Annotated in this window: 18 protein-coding genes and 1 pseudogene; 7 read left to right on the top strand and 12 right to left on the bottom strand. The window is 67.9% G+C overall.

Annotated features, from left to right (window positions below; genetic code table 11):
- Positions 1–270: 270 nt before the first annotated feature.
- On the bottom strand, positions 271–1,260 hold the full coding sequence (locus ABD993_RS12190) for a Kiwa anti-phage protein KwaB-like domain-containing protein (protein ID WP_345416115.1): 990 nt from the start codon (positions 1,258–1,260) through the stop codon (positions 271–273).
- 1,172 nt (positions 1,261–2,432) lie between these two features.
- Between ABD993_RS12190 and ABD993_RS12185 the strand changes: the two genes are divergently transcribed.
- The 5 genes and pseudogenes from ABD993_RS12185 to ABD993_RS12155 form a co-directional block, all read left to right on the top strand.
- Positions 2,433–2,588: a DUF433 domain-containing protein gene (locus ABD993_RS12185; protein WP_345416114.1), complete on the top strand. Its 156-nt coding sequence runs from the start codon at positions 2,433–2,435 to the stop codon at positions 2,586–2,588.
- Positions 2,589–2,660: 72 nt separating this feature from the next.
- Positions 2,661–2,948, top strand: a complete 288-nt coding sequence (locus ABD993_RS12180; RefSeq protein WP_345416111.1) for a DUF5615 family PIN-like protein — start codon at positions 2,661–2,663, stop codon at positions 2,946–2,948.
- A gap of 210 nt (positions 2,949–3,158) precedes the next feature.
- Complete coding sequence (locus ABD993_RS36695; protein ID WP_425568970.1) at positions 3,159–4,094, top strand: cold-shock protein; 936 nt, start codon at positions 3,159–3,161, stop codon at positions 4,092–4,094.
- Positions 4,095–4,345: 251 nt separating this feature from the next.
- The gene (locus ABD993_RS12160) at positions 4,346–4,774 is read left to right on the top strand and encodes a tyrosine-type recombinase/integrase (protein WP_345416108.1); all 429 of its coding nucleotides are present in this window, start codon (positions 4,346–4,348) and stop codon (positions 4,772–4,774) included.
- 142 nt (positions 4,775–4,916) lie between these two features.
- Positions 4,917–5,324, top strand: a pseudogene (locus tag ABD993_RS12155) (cytochrome P450); the annotation flags it as partial.
- Positions 5,325–5,548: 224 nt separating this feature from the next.
- On the opposite strand, the gene ABD993_RS12150 reads toward ABD993_RS12155, so the two are convergent.
- The 10 genes from ABD993_RS12150 to ABD993_RS12105 all read right to left on the bottom strand — a co-directional run bounded on the left by ABD993_RS12150 (position 5,549) and on the right by ABD993_RS12105 (position 15,595).
- Positions 5,549–5,962, bottom strand: coding sequence for a cupin domain-containing protein (locus tag ABD993_RS12150; protein WP_345416105.1), 414 nt, complete (start codon positions 5,960–5,962; stop codon positions 5,549–5,551).
- A gap of 54 nt (positions 5,963–6,016) precedes the next feature.
- Positions 6,017–6,778 carry an ABC transporter ATP-binding protein gene (locus tag ABD993_RS12145; protein ID WP_345416102.1) on the bottom strand — a complete coding sequence of 254 codons (762 nt, stop codon included), beginning with the start codon at positions 6,776–6,778 and terminating at the stop codon, positions 6,017–6,019.
- A gap of 142 nt (positions 6,779–6,920) precedes the next feature.
- Complete coding sequence (locus ABD993_RS12140; RefSeq protein WP_345416099.1) at positions 6,921–7,700, bottom strand: ABC transporter permease; 780 nt, start codon at positions 7,698–7,700, stop codon at positions 6,921–6,923.
- A complete protein-coding gene (locus ABD993_RS12135) occupies positions 7,697–8,431 on the bottom strand; it encodes an ABC transporter permease (RefSeq protein WP_345416096.1) in 735 nt (244 codons plus the stop codon). Before ABD993_RS12135 ends, ABD993_RS12140 begins: the two co-directional genes overlap by 4 nt.
- Positions 8,432–8,472: 41 nt before the next feature.
- Positions 8,473–9,507, bottom strand: coding sequence for an ABC transporter substrate-binding protein (locus tag ABD993_RS12130; RefSeq protein WP_345416093.1), 1,035 nt, complete (start codon positions 9,505–9,507; stop codon positions 8,473–8,475).
- A gap of 157 nt (positions 9,508–9,664) precedes the next feature.
- Entirely contained in the window at positions 9,665–10,897 is a 1,233-nt protein-coding gene (locus ABD993_RS12125; protein WP_345416090.1) for an MFS transporter, read from the bottom strand.
- A 145-nt stretch (positions 10,898–11,042) separates the two neighbouring features.
- Positions 11,043–12,077 (bottom strand): NADPH:quinone oxidoreductase family protein, encoded by a 1,035-nt coding sequence (locus ABD993_RS12120; RefSeq protein WP_345416087.1) that lies wholly within the window; start codon positions 12,075–12,077, stop codon positions 11,043–11,045.
- A gap of 8 nt (positions 12,078–12,085) precedes the next feature.
- Complete coding sequence (locus ABD993_RS12115; RefSeq protein ID WP_345416085.1) at positions 12,086–13,777, bottom strand: class I adenylate-forming enzyme family protein; 1,692 nt, start codon at positions 13,775–13,777, stop codon at positions 12,086–12,088.
- On the bottom strand, positions 13,774–14,730 hold the full coding sequence (locus ABD993_RS12110; protein ID WP_345416083.1) for a cyclase family protein: 957 nt from the start codon (positions 14,728–14,730) through the stop codon (positions 13,774–13,776). Before ABD993_RS12110 ends, ABD993_RS12115 begins: the two co-directional genes overlap by 4 nt.
- Positions 14,731–14,812: 82 nt before the next feature.
- Entirely contained in the window at positions 14,813–15,595 is a 783-nt protein-coding gene (locus tag ABD993_RS12105) for an SDR family NAD(P)-dependent oxidoreductase (RefSeq protein WP_345416081.1), read from the bottom strand.
- 248 nt (positions 15,596–15,843) lie between these two features.
- Between ABD993_RS12105 and ABD993_RS12100 the strand changes: the two genes are divergently transcribed.
- A complete protein-coding gene (locus tag ABD993_RS12100) occupies positions 15,844–17,634 on the top strand; it encodes a CocE/NonD family hydrolase (RefSeq protein ID WP_345416078.1) in 1,791 nt (596 codons plus the stop codon).
- Complete coding sequence (locus tag ABD993_RS12095) at positions 17,618–18,022, top strand: nuclear transport factor 2 family protein (RefSeq protein WP_345416075.1); 405 nt, start codon at positions 17,618–17,620, stop codon at positions 18,020–18,022. Before ABD993_RS12100 ends, ABD993_RS12095 begins: the two co-directional genes overlap by 17 nt.
- A 17-nt stretch (positions 18,023–18,039) precedes the next feature.
- On the opposite strand, the gene ABD993_RS12090 is transcribed toward ABD993_RS12095, so the two are convergent.
- On the bottom strand, positions 18,040–19,932 hold the full coding sequence (locus ABD993_RS12090) for a helix-turn-helix domain-containing protein (protein ID WP_345416072.1): 1,893 nt from the start codon (positions 19,930–19,932) through the stop codon (positions 18,040–18,042).
- Between the last annotated feature and the right edge of the window lie 75 nt (positions 19,933–20,007).

Here is a 20,007-nt window from a genome sequence, read left to right as displayed (position 1 = left end):
CGCTGGCCGCTACCGGAGCCGAGCCTGGCACAACCAAAGCCCGACAGGACCCATTAGAGATCCGAGGCCGTGCGGCGGTTGGTGATCTCCTCGCGGCGCGCCGAGACGGCAACCAGGTCGAGGGCCGGGGCACAAGGCGGGACGACATGCCTTGCACCCCGGCCCTCGACCTGGCAGGGGTGAACCCGCGCCGCGAGGAGATCACCTTCGGGTAGCTACGTGATCAAAATACGAGCGGGCAATTTGCTCAGTCAGTCAGGCTTGTCTATGTCAAGCGCCGGACGGGGCGCCCTTGGAATCTACCTCGTAGTCGAACTCCGTGAGGTTCGAGCGAAGGTAGTCGTCATCAAGGAGCTTTAGAATCTTGAAGCGTGCGCGGGGGTTATTGGAGAATCGAAACTTCCGATCGGACCCTTCGCCATCGAACTCGATCTCGATGTACGGGTTTTTGTCAACGAATTCCAGTAGACTTTCCATCTTCAAGGCTTCCCGATATCGGGGATACGCCTCCATCTTCCTCTGGATCGACGTCATCTTGGTGATCATCGTCAAATCTGTCGTGGCGACTCGACGAAATGATTCGCGGTCCTCAAATTGAAGGTCTGCCAGAACGAGGTCGAAGGTTTCGCGTGCCGCTTGCTTCATCTGGTCCACGAATTGAAATGCACGTACGAAGTTGTGGACATTCATAAAGAACGTATATCCGTCGACCGAGATGGCGTCTACCCGGTCGTTAAAGACGACAATATCGTTGTCAAGTCGATCGAAGGCACTACCGTTGAACCATGCTGCTAGTCCATCTCGTTCCTCCAGTACGGCACTGGGGCGAGTAATTCTAAAGAACGTGGCTTTCGTCGGATTTGATGGCTCGCTAGTCTGCGTTGTCGTCACTGTTAGCTTCAGATTGCGAGTATGGAACTCGTCGGATTCGTAACCTAGTATGAGCTCGCTACCCTCCTGCTCTTCCAATGGTAGTGATTGAAGAAGAGGGACACTCTCATTCAAGGCCCACATGACATGTCCCTCCGGCAGGACTCTTCCGCTGGAGTACTCCAAAGGAGTCAGGCCAGAGAAGGTGAGTGCATTCCTCGCATTCTTCTCATCGAAGGAGCTTGCAAGCTCCCGTGTTGTCGTCAGACGAAAAATCTGCGCGTCACCTCGCGGACGCTGTGTGACGAAGTAGGACTGGCGCTGCTTGAGGTTGAACGCCTCTCGCCCCAGAGACTCTAGTACTGATTCGGGAGATTGCGCAGTGGTCAAGGAGGGGCCTCCCACATGATGTGATTCGAGATCGGAACGGCTCGAATCTCGGAGTCGCGTGGCAGATACACGCGTCTGGTGATCAGATACACTGTTTGATTTGTTGTTTCAATAGCGAGAACGCGAAACTTGGCCACTCCAAGCACAGGGTTCGTGTAGTATAGTTCTCCCCGCACAAAGAATAGTCCAATTAGTCCGACAAATATGAAGGAAGCGAGTATCTCCCGCCATCCGTCAGGGTTGATGGACAGGAAGGGTAGGAGGTTAGCTGCCAGATATGTAAGTATCTCTTGGTCCTTACGATCGGCCTTCTTAACTCGCAATGGGGTCGGATCGATCTTCTTTAACGAAGCGTAGAGATAGAAGACTCCAATCCAACTCAAGATCGCCAACCCGACGCAGACGGCCGAAGGCCAACCTTTGCCCCAGTAGTCCAGCAGTGCGAATACAATTAGTAAAGGAGAAAAGGATGAGACAAGGAGAATTACTTTGCTGAGTCGCGATAGCATTCTGCCCCTTATCTCCGTCGATACATGTCGTCGCCCGATCCCTGCCTTCCCTCTCATCACACGTTTGGATTCGCAGTACTGGGTCGCGCTGTGTCCAGCTGTCGTGACCGCCTGTAGTTCGGACGGCTACGTGCCATCGTTACCGCCGACAGTCGTCGAGGGCCTGTCTCAGCTGTATGATCGAACATGCGTTCGACTATAACTCGGGGGTGCGACAGTTTGGCGCGACCGAGGGCTCGTCCCGTTCGAAGGTCGTCGCCACTCGCGGCACAGATGGATCAGTCAGGCCTGTTGCCACACGTGTAGCCACGCGCCCGGACGTGGGCATCGATGCCCGGCCACCGTCGGACTGAGGACCTGAGGGGCGTTCCGCAGCGGACGCGCCCGGACAGTCGAAGTTGATTTTGCAAGGCGGGGGTTAGGGGTTCGATTCCCCTCGTCTCCACCACTAGGAACTGCAGTGCCTGCTGCAAGATCACATAATGATCATCTGGTACTGACACGACGGGAACGGTGTCCTGCCACCCTGCTTGTGGCCGGTCGGTGTGCTCGTAGAGGTCGGACTTTCCACAGGTGCCCGGCCCGGAATGGTGCCGTCGGAGTGCAGCCTGGGCGCCAGCCCAGCTGGATCAGCTCGGTACCGGCCCCTTCGCGTCGGTACTCATGACGCGTCTGGACCGCATCACCTCGGATCCGGCGGTGTGCCACGGCCGGCCGAGGGTGCGGGGTCTGCGCTACACCGTCGAGAGCCTGCTCGAACTGCTGTCGGCAGGCATGAGCATCGACGAGGTGCTCGGGACTACCCCGACCTCGATGTGACGATCTGCTCGCGGCCTTGGAGTTCGGCGCGTTGGCGGCAGGTCGCCTTCGGGTGGTCCCGCTCGGCGCCGCATGAGGTTTCTCGTCGGCGCGCAGATCGCCGTCCTGGCCGACCAGGACGGTCGGGTGGTTGTGAACAAGGACCGCGATTTCCGAGACGGACACCTGTTGTCCGGTTCGCCTCGTCGGCTGCCTGTGGTCGCGACCGGCAACATCACCAACGCCGCGTTGTCGGCGCTGTTCGCCGCGAACCTCGACGCGGTCCTCACTGCGTTCGACGAGGTGGCGTTCGTCGAGATCGGGCCGGGAGCGCTCGTCCTGCACCGCCCGCGCGAGGACGGGCGGTACCGCTCCTCGTGACACCGGGCTGCGGGCGCGGCACGTCAGCCTCGCGACGCTGGCGACAGTCTTCGAGGGGTTACGACGTCAACCTTCTGCGACGAGGCACGAGGTGAACCAACGGCCCTCGCCCGGCTCCGCTCCGCCCGCCTGTGGGCCCGGCCCGACGGACCGCGAGGTCTGTCAGAGAGACTGGGGGCCAGTGCCCGCCCTCTCGACCTGGAGCCTTTGATGCCGCAGGGGACCGTCCGTTGGTTCGACGCCGAACGGGGTTTCGGCTTCCTCGCGCCCGAGGACGGCTCGCCGGACGTGTTCGTGCACGCCTCCGAGATCGTCGGGGACGGCAGCGCGAAGATCCTCCGCGAGGGTCAGGCCGTCGTGTTCGAGCTCGGCGAGAACGACCGCGGGCCCCAGGCGCTGCGCGTTCGTGTCACCGCCGATGCGGCCACCGGCAGCGCCGTGGGCCTGCTCGGCACCGTCACCTGGTACGAGCCGGGCAAGGGGTACGGCTTCGCGTCGCCGGACGGCGGCGGCGCCGACATCTTCGTGCACAGCTCCGCCATCGTGACTGGCGGCGTGGTCACCGAGGGGCAGCGGGTGGCCTTCCTGATCGTCGAAGGCGAGCGCGGCCCGCAGGCCGGGCACGTGATTCCGCTGGGAGCGGGGGCCGGCCAGCCCGCTGGTGTCGCGGACGGTGCCGACGGCACGGTGGCCTGGTACGACGAGGACAAGGGCTTCGGCTTCATCAACCCCGACTCCGGCCCCGGGGACGTCTTCGTTCACGCCCGGGCACTGGCCGAGGGGCTGACGTGGCTCGCGGAGGGCGACCGCGTCGCCTACGAGGTGGTTGGTGGAGACAAGGGCGCGCAGGCCCGCGACGTGCACCTGGTCCGCGAGCGCCGGACGGAGCCGCCTCGGTCGGCACCGGCCGTGGCCGCAGGGCCGGCGGCGCGGAACGTGCCCGTGCGAGGCGGCGAGGGCGTCGTCGCGCGCTACGACGGCGACCGCGGCTTCGGCTTCATCACCCCGGGCGCAGGCGGCGATGATCTCTTCGTCCACGTGTCCGTGGTCATGGGGTCGGAGCCGCTGCAGAAGGGTGACCGGGTCCGGTACGCGGTGCGTCAGAGCGACCGGGGCCCGCAGGCAGACCGCGTCGAACGCCTCTGAAGAGGCGGGCCCACCGATGGCTGATCACTTCCCGACGAAGAGTACTCGTTCGTCCCCGTATGTCCACCATGGACAAATGGCACTCACGATGGCAATGAACTACCGCCGTCTCACATCACTCAGGACAGCCCATGCAACGGCGATGACCCGCTGACCTGCAGAATGCAACGCAGCTCACATCGCCGGTCTCCTTGCAAGGCGGGGGTTGGGGGTTCGATTCCCTTCGTCTCCACCACATCTGACCAGTATCTTTGCTGGTCGCCGAGCAGCGCCACGCCAAGACCCGTGCCTCCCTGCGCACGACGATCGAGGCCTGGCTCGACACGCACGAGCTCGAGGAGTCGACCCGCGAGAACTACGTCGGCTACGCGGAGCGCCACATCTACCCGGTCCTCGGCGACGAGCCGCTCGGGAAGGTCACCACGCACGTCCTGGAGAGGCTCAGCCGCCCCTTCGTCGAGCACCGGGTGGACGGACCCCACGACTGCCGCGAAGTCCACCACAAGCGCCCTCCGGGCCGCGCGCCCGCGGCCGGCTACCCGCCCCACGACTGCGCCGAGAAGGGCTGCAAGACCGTCGAGTACAAGCCGCACGTCTGCAAGCCACTCGCGGCCGCGTCCATCCGCAAGATCCACTTCGTCATCCGCGGCGCGATGACCGCGGCGCAGCGCTGGGGCTGAAACACCACCAACCCAGCCGAGCTGGCCCGCATCCCGCTCCCCGGCCCCAGACCCGCAGCCGCCCACGACAGCCCAAGCGGCCGCGCTGGTGGCCGCTGCATGGGAGAAGGACCCGGACTGGGGAACGCTCGTGTGGGACGCAATGGTGACCGGCATGCGCCGCGCCGAGCGCTCCTCGCGCTCCGCTGGTCGGACATCGACCCCCGCGTCCTCGTCCGCCGGCGGGGCGTCACCAGCGGACGAGGCCATCAACGCCATCGCGAACGCGGTCCACTTGCTCGGCACCCACCCGGACCAGTGGGACCTCGTCACCGGGGATCCCAGCCGCGTGGCGAGCGCTCTCAACGAGGTGCTCCGCTACGACGCGCCCGTCCAGGGCTTCGGGCGCATGGCGACCACCGACGTCGAGATCGACGGTGTCCGCATCGCAGCCGGTTCCCAGGTCCTGCTGCTGTACGGGTCGGGCAACCGCGACGAGCGTCGTTTTGCTGAGCCGGACCGTTTCGACGTGACCCGCAACCCGGTCGACCATCTCTCCTTCGGCTACGGCACCCACGCCTGCGCCGGACAGGCCCTCGCCCGGATCGAGGCCCAGGCGGTCATCGGGGCCCTCGCGAACGCAGCGCTCCTGATCAGGTTCGGACAAAGTGATCAGCTCAGCCACGCTGATCGTCTGTCCGTCACGGGACCTGCCGTGGTGATGCTGGCCCGCGGTGCGATGTCCGCGGTCGTGTGTCGCGAGTCGGTTCCGCGCTGGTCCGCTCCGAGTAGGCTCTACGCGGTCGGATTCTCCGGGTCGACGGTCGGGCCCGAAGGATGGTTGGCGAAGTACTCGGCTTCCTCGGGAGTCTGTTCCACGTCCGGATGTCCACGCCATCTGAGGATGCGCCCGCCCAGGTCGGCGCCGTACCTGATGCGGAACAGCAGTGTGCGCTCAGGCCCGTTCTCGTACTCGTGGAGTTCTCCCGGCGGGTGGACGACGAAGGCTCCGGGCGTGATCGTCACGGTCTGATCGGGGGTGCGCATGACCCCGCCGCCCCGGAGACAGAAGTAGATCTCGGTCGCACGGGGATGACAGTGGTAGGGGCTCACCTGTCCCGCTTCCCAGCAAGCGACGGCGAAGTCGCCTTCGGATTCGGTCCCCAGGATCTTCTCCACATGTGTGCGGGGGTCCCACTCCTGCTCCATGTCGAGTGCGAATGCATGCATGACGCACCTCTCCTCTCGATTGGGTGTGCCGTGTCAGTGGGTCTGCGGCGGGTGCTCCGTCCGCTCGCGATGGATCTGACGAAGCACATGGGTGCGCAGCTCGACGAATCGCGGATCCGCCTTCGTCGCCACCTGGTCGCGGGGCCAGCCCATCGGCACGTCGACCGTCTCGCGCACGACGGTCGGACGCCCCGACAGAACGATCACCCGGTGGCCGAGGTAGACGGCCTCGTCGATGTCGTGGGTGACGAAGACGACTGTCACGCCTGTCTCCTGCTGCACCCGCAAGAGCAGATCCTCGAGATCCGCCCGGGTCTGAGCGTCCACCGACGCGAACGGCTCGTCCATCAACAGGACCGCAGGCCGGTACGCGATCGCCCGCGCAATCGCCGCGCGCTGCTGCATGCCTCCCGACAGCTGCCAGGGGTACTTGTCCTCGAATCCCGAGAGCCCCACCGCGTGTAGAGCGTCGACCGTGCGAGAAGCACATTCGTCACGCTTCTCGCGACGTGCCTTCAACGGGAGCTCGACGTTGCGGCGAACCGTGAGCCAGGGGAGCAGCGACCGGGTGTACTCCTGAAAGACGAGTGCGAGCTGCTCCGGCGGACCGTCGACGACTCGCCCCTGGATGAGGGCTGTGCCGTGGGTCGGTCGCAGCAGACCGGCGATCGACTTGAGCAGCGTCGTCTTGCCGCATCCCGAAGGCCCGACGATGCACACGAACTCACCCGGGCGGATCGAGAACGACACATCTCTGATGGCCTCGACTGCCGTGGGGCCGGAGCCGTAGGTCATCGCGACACCTCTGGCCTCCAGAACCGCTGGTGCGTCGTGGTCCGGCAGCGCCTCTCCGCGGAGTCTGCCCGGTGCCGATCGTTGCTGAGTCATAGAGGTTCCTTCGTGCTCGCTGTTCGGCATCCCGAGAGTTGGCCCTTGCCTAATCGTTTCGCAGTTCCGCAGCACGCCAACCCCGGTGCCACGCCAGTACCCGATGCTCGACAGCGACGAAGACCAGATTCACCGTCAGGCCCAGCAGGGCGAGCGCGAGGATCCCTGCCCACATGCCGGGAATGTTGAACGTGCGTTGTGCTTCGAGGACGACATAGCCGAGGCCGTTGGTGCCCGAGAGCATGTTCGCGATGATCATGACCTGCAGCGCGAGTGCGAGAGCGATCCGGAGCCCGGCGAAGACTTGCGGAAGGGCGGAGGGAATGATCACCCGTCTGACTCGCGCCGCCCGCGACAGGCCGTAGCTCCGGCCCATCTCGACCATCGCGGGGTCCGTTGCGCGGACCCCGTCGGTTGTGCTGAGGAGTATCGGCCAGGTGCTGCCGAACGCGATCAGTGCGGCCTCCATACGGGCCCCGGCGCCCAGCATGATCAACCCGGCCGGGACGAGCGCGGCGATCGGCATCGCGCGAAAGAACTCGGTCACCGGCGAGAGGGCTCTCCGTGCGCGCGCTGAGATTCCCAGCGCAGTGCCCATCGTGATGCCGAGGACGACCGCGATCCCGAACCCCGTCGCGAAGCGGATCATGCTCGGGACGAGATCGCTGTCCACCTGGTCGAAGAGCCATGCGTCGGCGAATGCGCGGACGTCGTCTCGAAGCGGGGGGTAGTACACCGAGGTACTGCCGCTGCTGGCGAACCACCACACCACGGCCATGGTGACCGGCAGCGCCAGCGGGAGTGCGAAGCGGGACAGTGCGCGTGTCATGCGGGGACCTCGCGGTGCGAGTGATGCCAGCGCAGCAGGCGCCGTTCGAGGCGGAGGAACACGGTGGTCACCGCAAGGCCGAGCAGCCCGGCAACGAGAATGCGTGCGTACATCAGATCGGATGCGCCGCTGCCGGCGGCGTTCGAGATCGCCGCCCCGAGCCCGCTCCCACCGGCGATGAGCGAGGCGGCGATGGCGACCACGAGCGCAATCGTCGCGGCGAGCCGCATTCCCGTCGCCACGTAGGGCAGGGAGCTCGGGATGACGATGTGCCAGTACTGCCGAACGCCGCCCAAACCATAGGATCGCCCGGTATCGAGGGTGACCGGGTCCACGTCCCGAACGCCGTAGATGGTTTGGATGAGCAGCGGCCAGAACGCGGCGAGGACTACCAGCACCAGGGCGAGCTGCAGACCGGTGCCGTAAAGGAGGATCAGCAGCGGAAGCAGGGCGACGGTCGGGATCGGCCGGACGAGTTCGATCAGCAGTTGCGTGGCTCGATCCAGGACGCGGAGGCTACCGACGGCGAGTCCGATCGGGACCGCCGTGACGGTCACGATCGCCAGGCCCAGCGCCCATGCCGAGAGGGATTCCTTGACGCTGTTCAGCAGGCTCGAGGTCTGGACGTCCTCCAGGAAGGTCTTCAGGATGACGGTCGCGGGTGGGAAGTCCCGCGCAGGCACCACGCCGAAGCGGCTCGCGGCCTCCCACATCGCGGTCAGAAGCAGCACGGCGCCGATCGGATCGACCCATCGGATCGCGCCCCTCGATGTCACTGCTGGCCCTGGGCCGAGGCGAAGAGCTTGTCCAGATCGGCAGGCATCTGCTTCAGGAACCCGTACTCGACCAGGAACTCCGCCTGCCGTTCGAGGGTTGCGGGCTGCAGGTTGGTGGTCCAACTGGGAAGCGCCATCCTTCCGACCACGTCCTCGGGGATCTCGGTGTAGCCGGCTACCGCCTTGCGTACACGGTCGGGGTTCTGCTGGGCGAGGTCCTGCGCTTCGACCATCGCATTGCCGAAGGCGCGCACGACCTCGGGATGATCCGCGGCATACCTGTCGCTCGTGATGTAGTAGGTGATGAGCGGGTGGGAACCGAACCCCTCGTACATGTTGTCGACGACTTCGGTCAGTTGACCGCCGGCCAGCGTCACGAACGGTTCGGGCAGCGCCACGGCGTCGACCTGCCCCCTCTCGACCGCCGTCACCATGGTCGGCACGGCGATCTCGACGAACTCGAACTTCGTGGGGTCTGCGCCGGCCTCGCCGGCGGTGGCCATGATCGCGATCTGCTGGATGTTCTTCAGCCCCGCGACACCGATGCGCTTTCCCTCCAGGTCCCTGATGGACGTGATGGTGCTGCCCTTCGCGACGTAGATCCCCGATTCCGCGGCCTCTCCGACGTAGCCGGGGGAGACTATCTGGATGGGGACGTTGGCCTCGAGGGCCTGCAGTAGCGTCGCTGTGTTGATGTGTCCGAACGCATCGCTGCCACCCACGACCGCCGCGACGATGTCCGGTGTGAACTTGACGAAATCGGGCTCCACGTTCAGGTTCTCGGCCTTGAACAGATCGCTCTCCTGCGCCAGGAACAGGTTCGCGACGCCGGCGATGGCCGATGCGGCCACGCCGACATCGGTCATCTCGGCAGGGCGGGAGGTGCCTGCCGCTGCAGGCGGCTTGTCCGCCCCACCGCTTCCGCACCCGGCGACGGCAGCGATGACCGTGGCGGCGACGAGCGCGACCGCCGACTTGCGCACTCGTGACCCGGTGCCGCGGATGCTGGTCCGTGCCTCTTGACGGCTCATTGTTACTCCTTTGTCGCCGTCAGCCGTTGGGCCGACGGACTGGCGACCACTAGGACGAAGTGACGGGCAGTGCGCCGGCTTCGGCGCCATTCAGCAGGCTGTTGTTGCACAGCGAGAACGGTGAGCTCCTACCCTGGGCTCTCCGGACGGGTCCGACCTATCCGTGCACGACCGCTTCCGTGTCGAATCGCGGCGCCGTGGCGAGAGACACCGCGGCGAGCAGGATCAGGCCGGCCGATACCGCGATCGGGAGGTTGTAGCTCCCCGTGGCGTCGCGCAACGCCGTGATGAGGACCGGGCTGACCCCGAGTCCGAGCACCATCACCGCGTAGAACAGGCCGAAGAGCCGGCCGTACAACGCTGCCGGGTAGTAGCGCGACGTCAGGTTGCCGAGCAGGTCGACTTCCGCGCCGAGGGCCAGGCCGACCGACACCGCTGCCGCGGCCCCGAACGCGGGGCCTCCCAGCCAGAGCGCGACCAGACCAGCCGCGGCGGCCACCAGGAGGAGTGCGCCGACCCGGGGAGCGAAGAAGCGGTCCACGAGCATCCCGACGCCGAAGCGGGCGCCGATCAGTGTCAACCCGATCAGGCTGGCGGTCTGGGCGGCTGCTCCGGCGGACACCCCGCCGTCGCGGAGGAGGGCGACCAGCAGCAGCGGTATCCACCCGATGCCCAACGTCAGTACCAGATATGTCGCTGACAGCCTGAGGAACAGTGGTCGGCGCACGAACGGCAGGATGCCGTTCCTCGTCGTCTGCTGCGCCGGCTGCTCCTGCGTGCTCGTGCGAGAGCCCGTCGACGATCGTGGCATGAGGAGCACGACGACGACGGCGCATCCCACGATGGCGCCGCCGAGCAGGCGGTAGCCCGTGCGCCAGTCGGAGGCCAGCACCGTTCCCAGCACCGCCGGGATGAGGAACACGACGACGCCTGCGAAGGTGAGCGAGATGCCCAGCGCGGCTCCTCGTGCCCGGTCGAAGCGTTCGTTGACCGCTCGGGTGAACGAGACCGGTGTGGACGGTGACGCGAGGACGACCACCACCGTGTACAGGGTCGCGTAGGTCAGAAAGGACGAACCGCTCGTCGAGAGGAGGAGGTAGCCCCCTCCCAGGGCAGCGAGGGCGATGCCGCCTGGCCACCGCACGCCCCAGCGATCGACCATCCAGCCGACGACAGGGGCAGTCATGATCAGCACCACCGAGCCGACGAGCTGCAAGGAGGAGAGCTGGGATCGGGTCCAGCCGAACTCGGCGCCGAAGGCGTTGACCACGAGACCGCCGGTGTAGGTCGAGATGACGGTCACCCCGACGCCGGTCCCCAGGGTGGCGGCAGCGAGGCTTCGCCACCCGCGCCGGAACTCCGTCCGGCGATCGGCCTGTCCGGTGTTCACGCCTCGCCCCGTACCAGGATCGGACAAGCCCGCCTCCGGCGGTTCGGTGGTCACCACGATGTGTACCTTCCGGATCAGGATCTCGGATGAGATCGAGGTATGTGACGTGCTCGCGAGCGGCGTATCCCGAGCTCGCGCGCGGCTCTCAGAGGTGGCCCGACGGGACGGGCCCGTTGCTGTGCCCTCGGGCCGTCGGCGGTTGCTCCAGGTCCGACCGCACAGCGACGACCACCTTGCCCAGCACCTCCCGGGAGGCGAGCCGGCCGATGGCGTCCGCGGCCTGGTCGAGCGGGTACACCCTGTCGATGGGAGGTGTGATGAGCCCACGCTCCAGCATGGGGACGAGATGGTCCCAGTGCCGACCGTAGGCACCCGTGACCCGGTCGGCGTAGGCGCCCCAGCCGACGCCGCGGACGTCGATGTTGTTGAGGAGCAGCCGGTTCACCTTCACCGTCGGGATCTCGCCGGCCGTGAACCCGAGCACCAGGAGCCGCCCCAGCGGCGCGAGGCACCGCAGCGAGTCGAGGAACCGGCTGCCGCCGACCGGGTCGACGACCATGTCGACGCCGGAGCCCCCGGTGAGGTCCATGATCGCGTCCTTGAAGCCCTCCACCGGGACCACCTCGTGCGATCCGGCCTTCCGCACGAACTCGGCCTTCGCCGCCGTGGAGACGACGGAGTACACCCGTGCCCCGAGCGCGGCGCACAGCTGAACGGCCGCGCTCCCCAGGCCTCCGGCCGCTCCGTGCACGAGGACGGACTCCCCTGCCCGCAGCTGTCCCCGGTCGCGCAGCGCGAAGGACATCGTCAGGTAGTTCATGGGCAGACAGGCTCCGGCGGCGAAACCGATCTCGGGCGGCAGCCGGTACACCGTGGCCGCATCGACCGCTGCCATCTCGGCGAAGGCGCCCGTGGTGGTCGTCGCCGCGACACGGTCGCCGGGACGGAAGCCGGAGGCGGCCGGTGCCGCGACGACGACGCCTGCGAGCTCGCCACCGAGGACGAAGGGCAGGTCCGGTCGGATCTGATAGGTGCCCTGGCTGAGGAGGAGGTCCGGGAAGTTCACCCCGGCCGCGACGACGTCGATGAGCACCGCGTCGTCGTCGGGCTTCGGTTCCTCGATGTCGTCGACGACCAGGGCGGCGGGCCCGCCCCGGGAGAGCACTCGTACTGCGCGCATGGTCGTCCTCAGCTCGCGGTGCCGTCGCGGAGCAGCCGGCGCAGGACCTTGCCCGACGCCGTCTTGGGGATCTCGGCCATGAACTCGATCACCCGGGGGTACTTGTAGGCGGCCATCCGCCGGCGGCAGAACTCGATGAGCTCGTCCTCGGAGACCTCGGTACCGGGGCGAAGGCTGACGAATGCCTTGACCGTCTCCCCGCGGTACGGATCCCTCACCCCGACGACGGCGGCCTCGCGGACCGCGTCGTGCTCGTAGAGCACGTCCTCGACCTCGCGTGGCCACACCTTGTAGCCGGCGGCGTTGATCTGGTCCTTCTTCCGGTCGACGATGTAGAACCAGCCGTCCGCGTCCATGTAGCCGACATCGCCCGTGTGGAGGCGCCCGCCGGGCAGTGCCCTGGCGCTCTCCTCCGGCTTGTTCCAGTAGCCCGGCACGACCTGGGGGCCGGAGGTGACGATCTCCCCGATCTCGCCCGGCGGGAGCTCCCGCCCCTGCTCGTCGAGAATCCGCACGACCGTGTTGAACACCGGAGGCCCGACGGACAGGGCGCCCGACGCCTCATCGACCGGCGCGCTCCCGGACAGGGGCACGGCATGCGTAGCCGACGTGGTCTCGGTCAGGCCGTAGATGTTGTGGATGTAGTGGCCGAACGTCGAGGCGAACGCGGTGACGACCGCCGGCGGGATCGGCGCGCCTCCCGACCAGATCTTGGTCAACGAGGACAGCGCCTCCCGGTCGGCCTCGGGGCAGTTCATCAACGCGATGAAGACCGTGACCGACCCGACGGTGAACGTGGGGCGCTGTGAGCGGATGGTCTCGATCGCGAGTGCGGGTTCGAAACGGTGAAGCAGGACCAGCGGGGCTCCGAGGAGCTGGGCGAGCGTGAGATGCCCGATGAGCCCGGTGATGTGGAACAGCGGTGCCACTCCGAGCACCACGTCGTCGGCGTCGAGGTCACACCACTGCCGGAACACGTGGGAGCCGAACACGACGTTGCCGTGCGTGTTCATTGCGCCCTTCGGCGGCCCTGTCGTGCCCGAGGTGTAGGTGAGGAACGCCGTGTCACCGGTGGCGAATCCGATCGCCTGCGGGTGGCAGCCGCGGTGGTGGTCGAGGAGCTCCAGCAGGTCCGTCGTACCAGGGCACTCGCGGCGGACCGAGGACGCGAAGGCGCGCGGATCGTCCGACGACTGGAAGTCCAGCTCCGACGTCGTCACGACGGTGCGAACCGACGTCCGCGGCAGTACCGAGGCGGCGATGTCGGTGTGCAGGCTCTGCAGACAGACGAGGACGGTAGCCCCGGAGTCGGTCAGCAGGAGTTCCAGTTCCCGCTCGCGGTTCATCGGGTTGATCAGCACCGCGATCCCGCCGGCCTTCCACGTCCCCACCAGCGCGATGACGAACTGGGGGATGTTCTGCAGGAACAGGCCCACCCGTTCACCGCGGGTGAAGCCGTCCGCGAGCAGTGCCGACGCGAACGCGTCGGTGGCCTCGTCGAGCTCCCGGTAGGTGATGCGGCCGTCGAAGTAGCGGACGGCGTCGCTGTCGGGACTGCGCTCGACCGCCGCGCGGAACATCTGCAGCGCATCGGTGAACGTCGGGTGGATGTCGTGGGGCTGCCCCCTGTCGTACCGCTCGAGCCAGGGACGTTCGTCGTAGACGGACGTGGTGCCCCCTGCGGCGGCGGCCGTGCTCACTTGATCGCCTGCGGGTTGACCGGGGAGCCGACGGCGCCGGTGATGGTCAGCGGGGGTGCGACGAGCTGGAACTCGTACACACCGTCCTCGGCACAGTCGTCGGCGAGCTCCTCGAGGTCCCAGATCTCCCCCAGCAGGATGCCGGCGTTGACGATCAGGATGATGTGCAGCGGCTGGAAGACGTCCGGTGTCTCGTTGGGCTGCACCTCGGCGCCCCACGTGTCGGTGATGACCGCCGCGACGTCGCGCGGGCAGAAGAAGTCGGCGGAGCTGATCCCCAGGCCGGGGGCGGGACCGGCGGCATAGTCACCCCAGCTGCCGAGATGACGGCGCTCGGCGATCTGCCCCGTCCGCACCAGCACGAAGTCGCCCTCGCCCACCTCGACGCCTTGCGCTCGCGCGCACGCCTCCAGGTCGGTGTCCTGGATGGCCTCACCGGGTTCGAGCCACGTCTTGCCCTTCCACCGCGCGATGTCCAGCAGCACCCCGCGGCCCACCATCCGGTCCCGCGTGTTGATGATCCCGTTCTTCGCTGCCCCCCGGCTGGTCACGTGCTCCGGACCGAGCCCGTTGTACATCTTCCCGTCGTGGAAGATGTGGGCGAGAGCGTCCCACTGGGTCGAGGACTGCAGGACGATGTACGCCGCGTCGTCGGTGTAGCGGACCTCCTGGATGTGGTCCTGGGCGCCCGCGACGATGTCTCCCCCGTCCCACAGCATGTGGTGCAACGGGTTGTAGCGGCCGAACGAGCCGGTCTGTGGGCCGGTCTCGTCCAGCGGGAGGGCCAGGGAGAACACCCGGCCCTTGCGCACCAGGCTCGCGGAGGCGCGGACCTTCTCCGGGGTGACGTGGTTGAGCGCGCCGAGCTGATCGTCGGCACCCCATTTGCCCCAGGTGTTGTAGCGCTCGGCTAACTCGCGCACGCTGTGAATGTTCGGCACCACGGCGGTCATCGAAATGGGCTCCCTCGTCTTGATGTCGAAGATCGGCGGCACCGACGACCCGCTCGCCGATACCGCCCCGCCGGATCGGCGATCAGTACATCGCCATCCCGGCGTTGACGTTCACGTCCTCCCCGGTGATCGATGCGGCGGCGGGTGAGGAGAGGAAGGTGCACGTCCGGGCGACCTCGTGCGGCTCGACGAACCGGCCGAGCGGCGAGCCCGAGGAGAACTCCTTCCGCACGGCGTCCTCGCTGATGCCGCGGGTGAGCGCCTGGTTGCGGACGACCTCGTCGAGCCGCGGCCCCGCGACGGCGCCCGGGCACACGGCGTTCACCCTGATGCCATGGGCACCGACCTCGGTCGCCAGCGTTCGCACCAGGCCGATCACTGCCATCTTCGCGGCCGCGTACGGGGTGCGGCCGTGCAGCGGGCGCTTCCCCGTGACCGACGAGATCGCGATCAGGCTGCCCTCTCCGCGCTCGATCATGGCCGGCAGGAACGCGCGGAACGTGAGGAATACGCCGTCGAGGTTCGTGCGCAGGCACCCCCGCCAGTCCGCGAGCCCGATCTCGTGCATCGGAGCGGTGGGCCCGCCGATGCCGGCATTGGCGACGACGGTGTGGGGTGTCCCGATCATCTCCGGCACCGTCTCCCCCAGAGCGGCAACCGATGCCTCGTCACCGACGTCGCAGGCCAGAGCGAGCGCGGTCCCCCGCAGGCCGCGGATCTCCTCCACCAGGTCGTCGAGGCTGTCCGGATCACGAGCCGTCACGACGACGGCGTAGCCGGCTTCGGCGTAGCCGCGGGCGATGGCCCGTCCGATGCCCCTGTTGGCCCCCGTCACCACGGCGATCCGGCCGTTCTGCTGAATCACGAGTGCCGCCTCCTTGAGCCCACCGCCACGTCGGGGTGGATCTGAGTGAGCACGCACAGCTGGGGCTGCGGGCTCCCGGCGAACCATAGTGAGCAAGCGCCGCCCGCGGGTGCGTCGACCGCCCAAGAATGCCCGCGTGTTCTTGGGCGTCGAGCCATAGTCGGCCTGACCGCTGCACGCCGACGATGACCCGCGTAGCCGTCGACGAAAGGCAACGTCGCATGACGTCCGACATCCCTCCCGCAGGTATGACCATCGACTGGGACGTGCCGATCACCATGGACGACGGTGTCGTCCTGCGTGCCGACGTCTTCCGGCCGTCCGAGCCCGGGGCGTACCCGGTGGTGTTGTCCCACGGGCCGTACGGCAAGGGCCTGGCGTTCCAGGAGGGATATGCCAGCGCATGGCAGCAGATGATCGATGCGTATCCCGAGGTGGCCGAGGGCACCAGCAACCGCTACCAGGTCTGGGAGCTCGTCGATCCCGAGAAGTGGGTTCCGGACGGCTACGTGTGCGTCCGGATCGACTCACGGGGCGCGGGTCGCTCCGAGGGCGTGCTCGACATCCTCTCCGCCCGTGAGGCCGCCGACCTGTGCGACTGCGTCGAGTGGGCGGGCACCCGGGACTGGAGCAACGGCAGGGTCGGGATCCTCGGGATCTCCTACTTCGCGATGGCCCAGTGGCAGGCCGCGAGCCTGCGGCCGCCTCATCTCGCCGCGATCTGCGTGTGGGAGGGTGCCGCCGACTTCTACCGGGACGCGTACCGGCACGGGGGAATCGGGTCGGACTTCGGGCTGGGCCCCTGGTTCCCGAACCAGATCGCCGCCGTCCAGCACGGTGTCGGCAAGCGCGGCCCGGTCAGCCCGGTGACCGGCGAGTACGTCGCGGGGCCGGAGACGCTGGACGACGACACCCTGGCCGCGAACCGGGTCGAGCTCGCCGAGCAGGTCCTCGCCCACCGGCTCGACGACGAGTACTACAGGTCCCGGCGAGCCGACTTCGCGGCGATCGACGTCCCCGTCCTCTCCTCGGGGAACTGGGGTGGGGCAGGGCTTCACCTGCGGGGGAACATCGAGGGCTTCCTCGCTGCGGGCTCCTCCCGGAAGTGGCTGGAGATGCATGGCGGCACCCATTTCTCGCCCTTCTACACCGACGAGGGTGTCGCCCTGCAGAAGCGGTTCCTGGGCCACTTCCTCAAGGGCGAGGAGACAGGCTGGGAGCAGCAGCCGCCCATCGAGCTCAAGGTGCGTCACCCCGGGGAACGGTTCGTCAGCCGCGCCGAGACGCAGTGGCCGCTGACCGGCACCGAGTGGCGTAGATACCATCTCGACCCGAACGGCCGCACCCTCTCTCCCGAGCCTGCCGGCGGGCCCTCGATCGAGTACCGGACGACCGGGCCGGGCGTCACCTTCCTGACCGCGGCCTTCTCCGAGGAGACCGAGGTGACCGGCCCGCTCGCCGCGAGGCTGCACCTGTCCTCGGCGACGACCGATGCGGACGTCTTCCTCGCCGTTCGGCTGTTCGACCCCGCAGGCGTCGAGACCACCTTCATCGGGACGAACGACCCCCAGGTGCCCCTCACCCTCGGCTGGCTGCGGGCCTCGCACCGCAAGCTCGACCCCGAGCGCTCCCTGCCCTACCGGCCCTACCACCGCCACGACGAATCGCAGCCGCTCGTACCCGATGAGATCGTCGAGCTCGACGTGGAGATCTGGCCGACCTGCATCGTCATCCCCCGCGGCTACCGGCTCGGCCTGACGGTGCTGGGCCGCGACTACGGCAACGCGCCCCACTACGTCCCGCACTCCGGTACCGCCCTGACCGGCGTCAGCCCCTTCTCCCACACCCACCCGGCCGACCGGCCGTCCGCCGTGTTTGACACGACCAACACCCTGCACTTCGCCCTGGACCGCCCCTCCTACCTGCTGGTTCCGGTGATCCCACGCCGAGAGGGCACACCCCGGCTCGATTGGTTCGCCCATCTCCGGGGCACCGACGACCGCCGCGCTCCGGGAGGCGACGATGCCGGCCGCCCATGACGTGTTCCGCAGCCTGGTGGACGGTGTCGGCAGGCTGATCGCAGGCGACGCGTCCCAGGTGGACCGCCTCGCGACGCTCTATGCGGAGGACGCGTACGTCGTCTACTTCGGAGCGCCCGACGAGCCACTGCGGGGTCGCGCAGCGCTCCGAGAGCACTTCGCGCACGTTCCGGAGCGCTACGGGGCCCCACGCTTCCGCGGGTTCCGCGCCGAGGACATCACCATCCACGACACCCCCGACCCCGAGGTGATCGTCGCGGAATTCGCCTACGTCGCCGACGGCGACGGCGCGGCGCCGCCTCCGCACCTGCGCTGCTGCTTCGTCATGCGGATCCGCGCCGGCGAGATCCTCGAGACACGCGACTACGTGCTCGGTTCGCTCTCCTGAGGGCACAGCGACAGTCGTCAGGGATGGACCGTGACGAGCTTCGTGGCCTGCTGGACGGCCCGAACCATCACCGCCACCCGTAGCTCGAAGACCCCGTCGGTGTGCTGCGGGTCCAGCCCGCTGAGCTCGGCGACCCGACGGAGCCGATAGCTGACCGTGTGCGGATGGAGATGCATGATCCGGGCGGTCTCCGCGGTCGAGCAACCCGCGCCCAACCAGGTTCGGAGCGTGTCCACGAGCCGGGAGTCACGCGATCGGTCGTAGTCCTCGAGCGGGCCGAGCCTGCGGTCGGCGAGCCGACGGAGGCTCTCCGGCGTCCCGGCGTCGAGGAGCAACGCAGCGACGCCGAGGTCCTCCAGATCGAGGATCCCGCTCGCGGGCCGCTCGGCGGCGAGCGCCGCAGCGCCACGCACGGTCCGCCAGCTCGACGGGTAGTCCTCGACCGCGTGCACCGTCGGGCCCACGAGAATCGGCGCCCCCGGGTGCAGACCGAGTCCGCCGACGGATTCCGGCGCGGCTCGTACGGCGAGTTCGGACAGCGCCTTGACCAGCGAGGCCCGCCGCCCGTCGTCTTCGGGGACGAGGACGACGAGGGCTCCGTCCTGCTCTCCCACGAGCACGTCCACGCCGAGCCGTGCCGTCAGGGTGGTGTGCAGGGTGGCGGCTCGGCGGAAGGCCGGGATCCGGTCCTCCCGCAACGGGACCCTCACGACGACGTGCGGTGCCGACAGATCGTGGCCGAGGGCGCGAGCGCGCTCGATGAGGCCACGTGTGTCGGCAGCACCGCCGACCAGCTCGACCGCGAGATCGCGGGTCAGCCGGAGCTCGGTGTCGACGGCGTAGCGCCGCTTGAGCAACTCGAAGGCCACGAGCAGCGAGAAGCGTTCGATCACCGATCGGTCCCGGGCCCCGCCGTGGTCACCGGGTCCGGCCGCCGGCTCGATCACCCACAGGCGAGCCACGAGCTCGCCGGCGACAGCCACCGGTACGACCCACGCACTCTCTCCCCGAGGGCCTCGCACCAGTGCCGGCTCGCGATGCTCGTCGACCGTGGCGAGGCCGGCGAGCAGCTCGCGCCCGATCTCGTCCTTCGTCACGGGCAGGCGTTCGGCTGCGGCCGGATGTCTGCCGATGACGCTCCCGTCCTCGGGATCCTCCAGGACGACGGAGGCGGCCAACGCCTCCGCGAGTGCCGTCAGGACGCCGTCGAGCCCGACATCGTCGAGGAGCAGCCGCATCAGCTTGCGGTCTTGCCTCTCCGCCCACTCCCGCCGCTCTCGCTCCCGGCGCAGGCTGCCGACGACCGCGGTCAACCGGTCGTTGGCAACCCGCAGCTGGTCGATGGTCCGCACCTCTGCGTCCCGCCGGGCGACCGACCGGAGTACGACGGCGACGTACTGGGCCATCAGCTCCGCCAAGGCGAGATCGGCAGGGGTGAAGCGGCGGACCATGGTCGTGTAACCGATCAGCACGCCCGTGTACACGCCGTCGACGCCGAGCGGCATGGCCAGCACCGACCGGATGCCCTCGGCGATCGGGGACGGGCGCCACGCGCTGCGCCACTCGCGCACGTCGGAGAGGACGACGGTGCGGCCCTCGCGAAATGCCTGCGTCGCGGGCAGGTCGAGATCCGGGTCGTCCGGTCGGACCAGCAACGGGTGCAGATGCTGGAGGTGGTGCCGGTAGTTCTCGGTGAGGGCGTGGCTCGCCCGGACCACCAGCCGCTCGCGCCCGTCCGGGTGCTCGTCGTCGACCACCATCACCGAGCAGGCGTCGGTGTCGAGGAGCTCACAGGCATGGCGCGCCACGCGATGCAGCAGGGCGTCCTGGCTCTCCTCGCTGTTCAGGGCCCGGAGGAGATCGGTGGATGCTCGCACCCAGCCCGCATGAGACGCCAGGGAATCAGCCACGTCGCGCCCCTCGATCCCCGTCCCACCCGCCTGCACCCACGTGATGATGCTCGTCAGAACCCACAGCAGAGCGAA

Source organism: Pseudonocardia xishanensis (assembly GCF_039541715.1).
GTDB classification, from domain to species: domain Bacteria; phylum Actinomycetota; class Actinomycetes; order Mycobacteriales; family Pseudonocardiaceae; genus Pseudonocardia; species Pseudonocardia xishanensis.
Note: the sequence above shows the minus strand (reverse complement) of the source record. Positions and strands in the feature narration are given on the sequence as shown.